This is a genomic window from Vibrio sp. 10N.247.311.49 (assembly GCF_041467655.1).
Taxonomy (GTDB): Bacteria; Pseudomonadota; Gammaproteobacteria; order Enterobacterales; family Vibrionaceae; genus Vibrio; species Vibrio crassostreae_C.
In genome coordinates, this window is sequence record NZ_JBFSVA010000031.1 from 32839 (window position 1) to 45741 (window position 12903).

Genomic DNA, 12903 nt, shown 5'->3' on the forward strand with positions numbered 1-12903 from the left:
CTCCTAAAAATTTAGAATAGAGCCGAGTATGCTAATAATAGACCGGACGATCGAACAAAAACTTTTTGTCTTAACGATTGATAAAGATTACTTAAAACCTAGCAGCCGCTTGTTGTTAAGGTGAAGGCTGGTGTCGTGGTCTCTGTCGCTTCTTGGTACTCAATACGATAAGAAGCGACCATTGCTCTAGATAGAGTTATTCAATATGTAGGTCGAGTGGTGTCTTACTAGTGCGGCCGCCAATTTCACGAGTTAACTTAGGTACGAGGTAGCCAGAAACCTCAGAGATTAATCCTTTAAAGTGATGCTTCGCCTCTTCATCTGAAATATAGAAGTGCGCTGCGCCCTGAACCTTATCAAGTACATGCATATAGTAAGGTAAAATACCGACGTCGAATAGCTTTTCGCTTAATTCTTTCAATGAGTTAGCGCTGTTATTTACGCCTTTAAGCATCACGCCTTGGTTGAGCAGAGTCGCACCACTTAACTTAAGCTTGTGGAAGGCTTGTTTGAGCTCTAAGTTAATTTCGTTAGCATGGTTAATATGGCTCACCATGACTACATTGAGGCGAGTTTGAGCTAACAGTTGGCACAGTTCATCTGTCACTCGAGCAGGGATCACAACCGGTAATCGGCTATGAATTCGAACGGTTTTTACATGCGGAATTCGTTCGATGGCATTGATCAGCCATTCTAGTTCACTGTCCTTTGCCATCAACGGGTCGCCACCGGATAAGATAACTTCGTTTATCTCGGGATGTTGGGCTACATAGTCGAGGCTGGTTTGCCAAACAGACTTCGAGCCCTTGTTATCTTGATAAGGGAAGTGACGGCGGAAGCAGTAACGGCAGTTAATCGCGCAGCCTCCTTTTACAATCATCAGTGCACGATTTTTATATTTGTGCAGTAACCCCGGGATCGCGTTTTCTTGCTCTTCCAATGGATCCGCGGAATAGCCTTGATGAACCTCGAACTCTTCGTTTAGCGGTAACACCTGACGCAATAGAGGGTCGTGTGGGTTGCCTTTTTCCATTCGTTCGACAAAGCTAAGGGGTACCCGAAGTGCAAATAATTCACGAGCAGCGAAGCCTGCTTGCCACGGTGTTGGGTCTATTTCCAATGCCTCAAGCAGTTTTGTCGGGTCAGAGATCGCATTCGATAGTTGTTTGAGCCAGTTTTGCTCAACAGATTCGACTTTTCGGGTTATGATATGCGGCATTGAAATTAACTCAAAGATGTGGAAGAGAAAATCATGGCGTCAGTAAGCACCAATGAATTCAAAGGCGGTTTAAAATTCATGATGGATAACGAGCCTTGCTCAATTATCGAAAATGAATACGTTAAGCCAGGTAAAGGCCAAGCGTTTAACCGTGTTAAACTTCGTAAACTGCTGTCAGGCAAAGTGTTAGAGAAAACATTTAAGTCAGGCGATACAGTAGAACTAGCGGACGTTGTAGACGTTGAACTAGGCTACCTATACAGCGATGGCGAATTCTACCACTTCATGAACAACGAAACATTCGAGCAAATCGCTGCTGATGCAAAAGCAGTAGGCGAGACTTCTAAATGGTTAGTTGAAAACGACGTATGTACTCTAACGTTGTGGAATGATAACCCTATCACAGTAACTCCACCAAACTTTGTTGAGATCGCAGTAACAGAAACCGATCCTGGCCTTAAAGGCGACACACAAGGTACTGGCGGTAAGCCTGCAACTCTAGCAACAGGCGCGGTAGTTCGCGTACCTCTATTCATCGCTATCGGTGAAGTTGTTAAAGTTGATACTCGTACTGGCGAATACGTTGGTCGTGTGAAGTAATTGACTTCAAGTATCTGAAAAAGGTCGCTTAGGCGGCCTTTTTTTGTATCCCAAGATCAGATTCGCGTAAACGAGATGCGAGATGCGAGATGCGAGATGCGGGATGCGAGATACGAAGAGCTGGAAGAGCAGATATGTGTGAACGAGATGCGAGATACGAAAAGCAGGAAGATCAGAGCCGAGTCAGAGAGATAAGATATTCAACAAATAACAAAAAAGCAGAGCTGGATAACCTAGCTCTGCTTTCGTTTTTCTGCTCTTAAGCTCTTCGATACTCGATTACTCGAATCCCGTATCTGCTTTTAGATCATAAAGATGAAAATAACAGACAACGCGCTGATTAGGCCTGCGAAGAAGTAGCAACCCACTTTACCCGCAACGCCGACGTGGAACTTAAGGTCGTGCATGCCGTGGTGAAGACGGTGCATTGCATGCCACATTGGCAGTGCTAGCGTACCGATGATGAATAGCGCACCGATAATGCTGGTGGCGAATTCAGACACACGCTCGTAGCTCATTGCGTCCGCATCGATGATGCCCATTGGCACTAAGATACCTAACACTAGAACCGTGATTGGTGTGATCATCGCAAACCAAGTACCGCCAGCGCCAAATAGGCCCCACCAGATTGGCTCATCAGAGCGTTGTGGGTTGTGGTTAACAGGTTTTACTTTGTAATTTGTGTTCATAACGAAAGCTCCTTACACCACAACAAGAACGATTAAAGAAATAAAAGCCACCGCTGCCCACTGGGTCAGTACGATGATTTTTTTATCAACCAATTTGCCTTTAAGACGGATTGGCATTACTTGAGGCATCATGCTGAAGAAGGTTTGAGCGTGCAGCAAGCTGCCTAGCAGTGCCACGATGTTGATACCAACGACGATAGGGTTCGCCATAAAGCTCAACCAACCCACCCAAGCTTCAGGGCCTTTCACTAGTGCACCCAAACCGAAGGTTAGGAACAGAGTGAATAAAATCAAAGGCAGTACAGTCGCTTCACGTAGCATGTAGAAGCGGTAGAACGGATGGTTGCTCCACCACGTTCTCTTCATCTCACGAACATAAGGCTTACGATTGCTCATATTATGCCTCCTCTGCTGTTTTTACTTGCGATCCATCAGGCTTGAACATCGAGATAACGAAGTCCATTGAAGACTCAACTTTGCCTTGGTTTACTGCAGCCGCTGGGTCTACTTTCTTCGGACAAACGTCAGAACAGTAACCTACAAACGTACAGCCCCAAGCGCCGTTGTCGCCATTGATAAGCTTCATGCGCTCAGCTTTACCATTGTCACGGCTATCTAGGTTGTAGCGGTGAGCAAGAGCAAGTGCCGCAGGGCCGATGAACTCAGGGTTTAGACCAAACTGAGGACATGCTGCGTAACACAAACCACAGTTGATGCAGCCAGCGAACTGCTTGTATTTCGCCATTTGCTCTGGAGTTTGGATGTTCGTGCCGTCTTCTGGCTTACGGTCGTTACCAATGATGTAAGGCTTGATCGCTTCAAGGCGCTCGATGAACGGCGTCATGTCGACAATCAAATCTTTTTCGATTGGGAAGTTAGCCAAAGGCTCAATCTTGAAGCCATTCGGGTAGTCACGTAAGAAGCTCTTACACGCCAGTTTTGGCACGCCATCAACCATGATGCCGCAAGAACCACAAATCGCCATACGACAAGACCAACGGTAAGACAGGTCTTTATCTAGGTTGTCTTTGATGTAACCGATCGCATCAAGTACTGACATGGTTTCATCAAACGGAACTTCAAAGGTTTGAAAGTGAGGTTCTGCATCGTGCTCAGGATCATAACGCAGGATTTCAATTTTTTGGATTCGATTCGCTGACATTATGCTTGCTCCTCTTCGCTCTTCTTAGCATTCTCTTCTGCTGCTTTTTCAGCGGCAGCGGCTTTCTCTGCAGCTTCACCGTACAGACGAGCTTTAGGTTGAGATTTGGTGATCTTAACGCCGCTGTAGTCGATGGTTGGTGCTGCATCTTCGTTGTAGAAAGATAGAGAGTGTTTCAGGAAGTTCACGTCATCACGTTCTGTGCAGTTGTCGTCTAGACGTTGGTGTGCACCGCGAGACTCTTTACGAAGAATCGCTGAGTGGACCATCGCTTCTGCAACTTCAAGGCCGTAACCCACCTCGATAGCGTAAAGTAGGTCAGTGTTGAACACTTTGCCTTTGTCTTTAATGCTGATCTTCTTGTAGCGAGCTTTCAGTTCAGTGAGTTTGTCGATGGTCTTTTGCATCAAGTCTTCTTGACGGTAGATACCACAACCCGCTTCCATGGTGTGACCCATTTCAGTACGGATATCAGCCCAGTTCTCATCGCCTTCTTGGCTTAGTAGACCTGCGATGCGATCTTCAACCGCTTTCACTTGCTTAGCGATAGACTCTTCGTTCCAGCCTTTGAATTCAGCAGCGCGTTTCACCGCTTCTTCACCAGCAACGCGGCCAAATACTACGAACTCAGCCAGAGAGTTAGAACCTAGGCGGTTTGCGCCATGTAGGCCAACTGAAGCACATTCACCAACGGCGAATAGGCCTTTAATGCGAGTTTCACAGGTACCGTTAGTTTCAATACCACCCATGGTGTAGTGAACGGTTGGGCGAATTGGGATTGGCTCTTTTGCTGGGTCTACGTTTACGTACGCTTTTGCCAGCTCACAGATGAACGGAAGACGCTCTTGCAGGTACTCTTCACCAAGGTGGCGAAGGTCAAGGTGTACGACATCACCAAGTGGGTGCTTGATGGTGTTGCCTTTCTGCTGCTCGTGCCAGAATGCTTGAGAAACTTTGTCACGAGGACCCAGTTCCATGTATTTGTTTTTCGGCTCGCCCACTGGAGTTTCAGGGCCCATGCCGTAATCTTGCAGGTAACGGTAGCCGTTCTTGTTGACGATGATACCGCCTTCACCACGACAACCTTCGGTCATCAAGATGCCAGTGCCCGGTAGGCCTGTTGGGTGGTATTGAACGAACTCCATATCACGCAGTGGTACACCGTGGCGATAAGCCATTGCCATACCGTCGCCAGTTACGATGCCGCCGTTGGTATTACAGTGGTAAACACGACCTGCGCCGCCGGTTGCTAACACAACAGATTTCGCTTTGATCGTAACAAGTTCACCTTCAGACATGTGAATCGCGATTAGGCCTTGTACTTCGCCATCTTCAACGCCGCTCTGGTTTTCTACGAGAAGGTCCACCACAAAGTACTCATCAAATCGTTTGATTGTGTCGTACTTCATCGAAGTCTGGAACAGAGTATGAAGCATGTGGAAGCCGGTTTTATCCGCTGCGAACCACGTTCTCTCTACCTTCATACCGCCGAATCGGCGTACGTTTACTTCACCGTTTTCTTTACGACTCCATGGGCAGCCCCATTGTTCCATTTGGATCATTTCGCGAGTCGAGTTTTCAACAAAGTATTCAACAACATCCTGTTCACATAGCCAGTCGCCACCACCAACAGTATCGTTGAAGTGGTTATCTAAGCTATCTTCGTCTTTAATTACTGCTGCTGAACCGCCTTCTGCCGCTACCGTGTGCGAACGCATTGGGTAAACTTTAGAAATCAGTGCTACTTCCAGTTCAGGATTAGCTTCAGCCGCAGCAATAGCTGTACGAAGACCAGCGCCGCCTGCGCCGATGACTGCGATATCTGTGGTAATTGTCTTCACAGTTATTCTCCAGTGTGATGCGGAGTATTCCGCTTGTTATTATAAAAAGCCTATTTAGGAGGTTCTAAATTGTAGGAACCATTTAGCACCCCTAAGCCTTAAGTGGTAGGTTCAGTGTAAGAGAGGAAGGTATTCGAAAAGTTGATGCATTTGGGTTTTTAGGTCGGTAATGCATATGGAGGCATAGAAATTATAGGTTATGTGACTGCAATCACGGCAATGAATCGTTGATAACGATTAACCCACAGGACGGGTGTTAACGGCTTGTTGAGTATGATTTTTGTTATCAATGTTGATGTGAAATCTGTATTGATAATTGTATTGTAGAACGTAATTTTCTGGCTTCATTAAAACAACATTTTGCTTTCACGAATAGAAAGATAGAAGCTTACAAAAGCGATGAAAGGTGGTAATTTTCGTCGCCTAGAATTCAGTAATATGGAACTCAATAATGCACTCTACATGGCAACCGGCCGCAACCATTAAACAGTTAAAGCAACGTGCTGATATCCTTAATCAAATTCGTCAGTTCTTTGCTGAGCGAAACGTGATGGAAGTGGATACGCCTGCGATGAGCCACGCCACGGTGACGGACGTGCATTTGCATACTTTCAAAACTGAATTCGTAGGGCCGGGTTATGCGCACGGTCAGCCTCTGTTCTTTATGACTAGCCCTGAGTTTCATATGAAACGTCTATTAGCGGCGGGCAGTGGCTGTATTTACCAAATTTGTAAGTCTTTCCGTAACGAAGAAAATGGCCGTTACCACAACCCTGAGTTCACCATGTTGGAGTGGTATCGCGTTGGCTTTGATCACCATGACCTGATGGATGAAATGGATTTGCTGTTACAGCAGGTACTTAAATCGGGCTCAGCAGAGCGAATGACTTACCAACAAGCCTTTATTGACGTGTTAGGTGTGTGTCCCCTGGAAGATTCGATGGCTACGCTAAAGCAAGCCGCAGCAAAACTTGGGCTCAGCGATATAGCTGACCCTGAAGAAGATCGTGATACCTTGCTGCAGTTGCTGTTTAGTATTGGGGTTGAAGCCAAAATAGGCCAACAAGTCCCTGCGTTTGTTTATGACTTTCCGGCTTCACAAGCGGCATTGGCTAAGATTAATCCTGAGGATTCGCGAGTGGCGGATCGCTTTGAGGTGTATTTCAAAGGCATCGAGTTAGCAAACGGCTTCCATGAGCTAGATAAACCACAAGAGCAGCTCAAGCGCTTTGAAGATGACAATGCCAAACGTATTGAGATGGGCTTATCGCCTCAACCGATTGACCATCACTTGATTGAGGCATTAAAAGCGGGCTTACCAGACTGTGCGGGTGTTGCTTTAGGTATTGATCGTCTGATCATGCTGGCGTTAGGTTATGACCACATCGATGACGTGACGGCTTTTCCTTTCCCACGTTCTTAACTTTTTGCTTTTGTTTTTACTGAGAGTGAATAGTCATTAGCTATTCACTCTCAGTTTCCAATCAGCTGCCAATTAACTTCACTAGCTAGCTGACTAGAATACCAGTACCCACTACGGCAACAATGGCACCGATCCAAGCGTAGGCATTTGGTCTCTGTTTGGTGTACAGCCAAAGTATTGGTAACAACATGATAGGTGTGGTTGAAGACAACAGAGCAACCATGCCGACATTTCCTTCTTGCAGTGCATACAAGATCAGCGTCATTCCCACCGCCATCGCTAAAAATCCGTTCACTGCGGTAATCGCAAATATTTGACCATTCATCGGGTTGATTGCGCGTGAGAGCTTAGCGCCAGTTAGACGAAATGCGGAGTGAGCAACAAAAGCGGTAATCATACGAATCGCTGAAGCGGCAACAGGGTCTATGCTGGTTTGCATCACGGGTTTTGCAATAATACCGCCCAAGGCTTGGCAGATAGCCGCTGTGATTCCGAGAGCTACACCAATCCACACGGTGCCCTTGATGGTTTCGAGTTGGTTGTTGGCTTGTCCTCGACGACCAAAGAATATCGCGGTTAAAACGCCACTGAACACCAAAGCCGAGCCAATCAGCTCCACCGAAGTCATGCTTTCGCTAAATAGGAAGTAACCAAGAATTGCCGAGAACACGGCGTGACAAGAGAACAGCAAACCTGCTTGGCGCGGTCCCATTCTGTTCAAACAAGCAAATAGGGCGGTATCACCAATGAAGATGCCAATTAGCCCAGACAGCATCATCGGCGTGACTAGGTCTGCTTCGACCGTTGACCAGCCACCAGTAAACCAAGCCATGCTCGATAAGATGATAGCAGTGCAACCCATGCGCCAACGGCTATAGGCGAAAGAACCTAAGTGTTGAGCAGGCTTTACTGACATCAGGCTCGCGATAGCCCAAAGAAAAGCGGCAGCAAGAGCCAACCATTCGAATCCCATTGAAGTGTACGTCCGTGTCAAAATGTAGAAGTGGGGGATTCAATATGCACTAAACCTTCCAGATAGCAAAGACGTGATTACTATCTGGAAGGGCATTAGTAGGGATTAACGTACTAGGTGATGATAAACAGGGCGAGGTAAACCATCAGCAAGCCCACAATACCTAAGATGATGCCCATCTTCGCCATGTCTTTGCTTTCGATAAGCCCGGTCGAGTAGGCCAGTGAGTTTGGTGGTGTCGATACGGGCAGAATCATGCCAAGTGACGCAGAGAAGGCGACCACAACCAGCAAGCCTTGCAGACCACCAATCGCAACTAGGCTTTCCATGGAAGCACCAATTGCAGCGGCTATCGGCATCAGCAAGTTGGCCGTCGCAGTGTTTGACATGAAGTTCGCCATTAACCAACACACGATAGACAATGTCAGTACCACAGCTGCAGGTGAGAGCGATTCATAGTCAATTGCGTGTGCGAGTGCAGCGGCTAAGCCTGTTTTATCTAAGCCAATACCAATCGCAATACCACCTGCGACCAGCCACAACACATCCCAGTTAATCAGCTTGAGCTCTTCTTTGCCCATGATGCCAGTGAGCGTAAACACAGCCAGTGGAATGATAGACACGACATAGGTGTTCATGCCGTGCAGTTTGGTGGTCATCCACAATAAGATTGTCGCAGCGAAGGTGATGTAAACCACAATCGCTCGCCAGCTCTTTCTAAATTGTCCATCAAGCTTGAGCACCATGTTTCTTTCTTTAGAAGGGAAGAGTTTTTGTAGAAGAAACCAAGCGATGGTGAGTTGGATGATCACAAAGGGTAAGCCCATCATCATCCAGCTGAGGAAGTCGATGGTATTTTCACCCGTTAGGTATTGCAGCGCGATGGCATTGGGCGGTGTACCGATTGGGGTTGCGATACCGCCAGTATTGGCAGCAATTGGAATACACAACACGAGCGCTTTGATACCCATATCGCCTTTTGGTGCAGATGCGACGATAGGGCCGAGCAGCGCAAGCATCATTACCGTCGTTGCGGTATTTGACATGAACATTGAGAACACGGCGGTGATCAGCATTAAGCCGAGCATAATGAAGCGCGGTTCTGTACCAAATGGTTTAAGTAGCACTCGAGCTAGGTTGTTATCGAGTTCATACTTGGATGCGGATATCGCAAGAGCAAAACCACCCATGAAAAGGATGATGATCGGTGACGAAAATGCACCGAAGATGTCGGTATATTTGATTAACTCACCGAGATCGTGCCCCGCTGGTGGATTTCTAAATAGGTGTAAACCTTTGTCAGATATCATCACCAGTTCAAGCGCAATGATCAAAATGGAAGTGGCGAATACCGGAACAGGTTCAAGCACCCACAGCAGGGCTGCTAATAAGAATATCGCCAACAGGCGGTGTTGAATCAGCGTGAGATCATCGATTGGTATTGAATCTATCGGCATGAATAACACGCCTAAGGGAATCGCAAAACAAATCAACAGCTTGACCAGAACGCCAACATTGAGTTTAGGCATGTACAAAGACCCTATAAATAAAATATCTTCAAATAGAGTAAGTTATCTGGATTTCTGGTACTTGGAGACGGGTTGGAAAATCAAAAAGTTGTTTAAGGTTTCGACAGTTGTTTTGTTTTTGGTCAATCTTTTATCTGGGCAATTAGAGACAAGAGTGAGAAGCAGCAGGTGGCTGGGCAGGGTTTGAAAGATTGAGTTGTTAGAGCTTGAGTAGCAAATGAATCGGTAGAGTTAAGAAAAAGGCGCGTTCTTCTCTGAAATAGAAAAAGTAACGCGCCTTGAAAGCTTAAATGAGTTAACTCAAATTGTTAAGCTTGGTCAGTGTTCTCAGCAGAATCGGTAACAACATCGTCATTTGCTTGCGCTTCTTTGCCAGCAATGTGCGCGAAAGGTGTACCAAGAACCGTTTTCTCGCCATTTTGCATAGTGTCGTCAAACTTGATCGCATCTTTAGCGAACAGGTTGATAACGGTTGAACCAAGCTTAAAGCGGCCCATCTCTTCGCCTTTCTTCAAGATGATTGCTTTGTCACCTTGTGCAGGGTAATCCCATTTGTAAACCGAGTTACCACGAGGTGGGGTGATGGTACCTGCCCATACTTGCTCGATGCTACCTACGATCGTTGCGCCAACCAGCACTTGTGCCATTGGGCCAAATTCCGTATCGAAGATACAAACGACACGCTCATTACGTGCGAATAGGTTTGGAACGTTTTCTGCCGTTAACGGGTTAACTGAGAAAAGGTCACCTGGAACGTAGATCATCTGGCGCAGTGTGCCGTCGCATGGCATGTGCACGCGGTGGTAATCACTTGGAGACAGGTAAAGCGTTGCGAATTCACCGTCTTTAAATTCATCCGCTAGCGCAGCATCACCACCCAATAGCTCGCGAGCTGAGTAGTTATGGCCTTTCGCTTGAATCAGTTGACCGTCAGTAATTGGGCCAAATTGGCTCACACGTGCATCTGCAGGGTGAACAATAACAGATTCACCTTCGGCGATGGGACGCATGCCTTCTTTCAATTCACGCACGAAGAATTCATTGAATGTTTTAAAGTGTTTTGGATCGCTATGCAGAGCTTCATCCATGTTCACTTTGTATTGCTTGATGAACCAGTTGATGATCGCTGTCGTTAAGCCGCCCGCTTTAGCAGACGCAAGTTTGCCGACTAGGCGAGTTAATCCATGTTGTGGAATCCAGTACTGCAATCCAACTTTAATCTTATCCATTGTATTAATTTTCCAATGCTAATTGTTTTTCAATTAAATCTGTCGATGACGGTTTAGGGCGCGAGATGTTACTTAAATTCGCGCCAATTGTCAGTAAATGCACACATTTGTTCACAAAAACGCGATTAGAGATCGGCTTTTTTGTTGCGTGAATACTGACGGTTATCTTTGTTACTCGCCATGCTTTCAATGATGCGGTGGTAGTTGTCGAAACGTAATCGACTGATCTTTCCGTTTTCTACCGCTTCGCGCAGGATGCAGCCTGGGTCATCAATGTGTTTACAGTCACGGAACTTACAACCGCCAAGGTAAGGCTTGAACTCGATAAAGGCTTCAGTGATTTCGTCGGCCTCTAGGTGCCATAGGCCGAATTCACGCACTCCTGGTGAATCAATCAGATCACCACCAGAAGGGAAGTGGTATAAACGAGCTGCCGTGGTTGTGTGCTGACCAAGACCTGAGTTCTCAGAGACTTCGCCTTCTTCAATGTCTAGCGTAGGCATTAATGCATTCACTAGGCTTGATTTACCCACACCCGATTGACCAACAAAGATGTTGATACGGTCTTTGAGTTCAGCTTCCAGCTCTTTGATGCCGTAGCCAGACTCTTTACTCACGAACATCACTTTATAGCCGATCTTCTCGTACTCTTTAAGTGTTTCACGGTATTCAGCAATCTGCTCATCAGTCAGTAGATCGACCTTGTTCAGTACAACAAGCGGCGCGATGTTTACCGTTTCTGAAGCAATTAGGTAACGGTCGATAATATTAAGTGATAGCTCTGGTAGCACAGCCGATACGATAACCATTTGGTCGACGTTCGCAGCTACTGGCTTTAGGCCATCGTAGTAATCAGGGCGAGTCAGCATTGAAGTTCTCGGCTCAACCGCTTCCACAACGCCAGAAATACCGGCCATTGATTCTAAGCCTGCGCGCCAAGTCACTCGGTCACCAGAAACTAAAGTCTCGATACTACGGCGTAAGTTACAACGATGAACTTCGTTAGTTTCAAGATCTTCGATATCAGCATGTTGGCCAAAGCGCGTAATCACGAGTCCGCTTTTGGTTCCGCCAAGCATGTTCTCATCCCATTGGATAGAATCTTCTTTCTTGAGTCGCTTGTTCTGGTTGCTACGTACACGACGTACTTGACCTTTGGTTAACTTCTTTTTTTTAGCCACAATTTTTCACTTAACACATCTAACTTGATGATTGGGGACTCAAACAGGATGTTGCTGGTACCACGTGATTTCGATGGTCCTAAAGCTAGTTTGAGTATAGTTATTTGGGTATAGTACCTCTTTTACACATAAACAAATAGGCGACGCCTTATGTCCTTTAGCGATCAGAACCTTATTTGGGTTGATCTAGAGATGACAGGACTTGATCCTGAAACTCATAAAATCATTGAAATTGCTACTATCGTTACTGATAGTGAGCTTAACATCCTGGCTGAAGGACCTGTTTTGGCTATTCACCAACCTCAGAGTGAATTGGACAAGATGGACGAGTGGTGTACAACGACTCACACTGGCAGCGGCCTCGTGAAGCGAATTCAAGAAAGCACGGTTTCAGAGCAAGATGCCATCCAACAAACCATTGAGTTTCTTGAAAAATGGGTACCAAAAGGTAAGTCACCAATTTGTGGCAACAGCATTGGTCAAGACCGTCGTTTCCTATACAAGCACATGCCAGAGTTAGAAGAGTACTTCCACTACCGCTATGTTGACGTAAGCACTCTGAAAGAGCTGACTCGTCGTTGGAAACCTGAAGTGTTAGATGGTTTTTCTAAGTCGGGAAGTCACCTTGCGTTAGACGATATTCGAGAGTCGATCGCCGAGCTGCAGTACTACCGAAAAACGATTATTAACATCTAGTCGAATAAAATGATCACGTTTATCTAACTTTTCAGGGACATAAGAGCCGTTTTTTTTGCAAATCTGTGTGCTTTTACAGCAGTTGAGTAAAAAGTTTCGTAATTTTGCATTAAGGACTTGCATCACAAAAAAATGCTCTTATAATTCGCAGCCCTGAACGGAGAAAGACGTTTTCAGATTGCGATACTAGCTCAGTTGGTAGAGCGCAACCTTGCCAAGGTTGAGGTCATCGGTTCGAACCCGATGTATCGCTCCAATTTGTAGGTTACGGCGAAAGCGGTAATCGAAAGGTGAAAGACCTTTTATAATGCGATACTAGCTCAGTTGGTAGAGCGCAACCTTGCCAAGGTTGAGGTCATCG

At 46.2% G+C, this 12903-nt stretch carries 12 protein-coding genes and 1 tRNA gene; 4 read left to right on the plus strand and 9 right to left on the minus strand.

Annotated features, from left to right (window positions below):
- Nucleotides 1–196: 196 nt before the first annotated feature.
- Entirely contained in the window at nucleotides 197–1219 is a 1023-nt protein-coding gene (epmB, locus tag AB6E54_RS20655) for an EF-P beta-lysylation protein EpmB (protein ID WP_372107332.1), read from the minus strand.
- Nucleotides 1220–1252: 33 nt separating this feature from the next.
- Between epmB and efp the strand changes: the two genes are divergently transcribed.
- Nucleotides 1253–1819, plus strand: coding sequence for an elongation factor P (gene efp / locus AB6E54_RS20660; protein ID WP_017067165.1), 567 nt, complete (start codon nucleotides 1253–1255; stop codon nucleotides 1817–1819).
- Nucleotides 1820–2121: 302 nt separating this feature from the next.
- Here the strand turns inward: efp and frdD are convergent, their stop codons facing one another.
- From frdD to frdA, 4 genes are read right to left on the minus strand one after another with little or no spacing between them, the layout of a single operon-like run.
- Nucleotides 2122–2508, minus strand: coding sequence for a fumarate reductase subunit FrdD (gene frdD / locus AB6E54_RS20665; protein WP_017631313.1), 387 nt, complete (start codon nucleotides 2506–2508; stop codon nucleotides 2122–2124).
- A gap of 12 nt (nucleotides 2509–2520) precedes the next feature.
- Complete coding sequence (frdC, locus tag AB6E54_RS20670) at nucleotides 2521–2904, minus strand: fumarate reductase subunit FrdC (protein WP_136977161.1); 384 nt, start codon at nucleotides 2902–2904, stop codon at nucleotides 2521–2523.
- A 1-nt stretch (nucleotide 2905) separates the two neighbouring features.
- On the minus strand, nucleotides 2906–3670 hold the full coding sequence (locus AB6E54_RS20675) for a succinate dehydrogenase/fumarate reductase iron-sulfur subunit (protein WP_009847917.1): 765 nt from the start codon (nucleotides 3668–3670) through the stop codon (nucleotides 2906–2908).
- Nucleotides 3670–5511 carry a fumarate reductase (quinol) flavoprotein subunit gene (gene frdA / locus AB6E54_RS20680; RefSeq protein ID WP_372107331.1) on the minus strand — a complete coding sequence of 614 codons (1842 nt, stop codon included), beginning with the start codon at nucleotides 5509–5511 and terminating at the stop codon, nucleotides 3670–3672. The genes AB6E54_RS20675 and frdA overlap by 1 nt, the downstream gene beginning before the upstream one ends.
- 451 nt (nucleotides 5512–5962) lie before the next feature.
- Here frdA and epmA point away from each other — a divergent pair, with 451 nt between their 5' ends.
- Nucleotides 5963–6934, plus strand: coding sequence for an elongation factor P--(R)-beta-lysine ligase (gene epmA / locus AB6E54_RS20685; protein ID WP_017071212.1), 972 nt, complete (start codon nucleotides 5963–5965; stop codon nucleotides 6932–6934).
- An 85-nt stretch (nucleotides 6935–7019) separates the two neighbouring features.
- On the opposite strand, the gene AB6E54_RS20690 is transcribed toward epmA, so the two are convergent.
- The 4 genes from AB6E54_RS20690 to rsgA all read right to left on the minus strand — a co-directional run bounded on the left by AB6E54_RS20690 (nucleotide 7020) and on the right by rsgA (nucleotide 11846).
- Nucleotides 7020–7907: a DMT family transporter gene (locus AB6E54_RS20690; protein WP_017071213.1), complete on the minus strand. Its 888-nt coding sequence runs from the start codon at nucleotides 7905–7907 to the stop codon at nucleotides 7020–7022.
- Between the two features lie 113 nt (nucleotides 7908–8020).
- Complete coding sequence (locus tag AB6E54_RS20695) at nucleotides 8021–9436, minus strand: DASS family sodium-coupled anion symporter (RefSeq protein WP_017061303.1); 1416 nt, start codon at nucleotides 9434–9436, stop codon at nucleotides 8021–8023.
- A gap of 308 nt (nucleotides 9437–9744) precedes the next feature.
- Complete coding sequence (asd, locus tag AB6E54_RS20700; protein ID WP_017063172.1) at nucleotides 9745–10665, minus strand: archaetidylserine decarboxylase; 921 nt, start codon at nucleotides 10663–10665, stop codon at nucleotides 9745–9747.
- Between the two features lie 125 nt (nucleotides 10666–10790).
- On the minus strand, nucleotides 10791–11846 hold the full coding sequence (rsgA, locus tag AB6E54_RS20705; RefSeq protein ID WP_017061306.1) for a small ribosomal subunit biogenesis GTPase RsgA: 1056 nt from the start codon (nucleotides 11844–11846) through the stop codon (nucleotides 10791–10793).
- A gap of 150 nt (nucleotides 11847–11996) precedes the next feature.
- Here rsgA and orn point away from each other — a divergent pair, with 150 nt between their 5' ends.
- Together orn and AB6E54_RS20715 are read left to right on the plus strand one after the other, a co-directional pair.
- On the plus strand, nucleotides 11997–12542 hold the full coding sequence (gene orn / locus AB6E54_RS20710) for an oligoribonuclease (RefSeq protein ID WP_010434065.1): 546 nt from the start codon (nucleotides 11997–11999) through the stop codon (nucleotides 12540–12542).
- A gap of 180 nt (nucleotides 12543–12722) precedes the next feature.
- A tRNA-Gly gene (locus AB6E54_RS20715) sits at nucleotides 12723–12798 on the plus strand.
- Nucleotides 12799–12903: the final 105 nt, after the last annotated feature.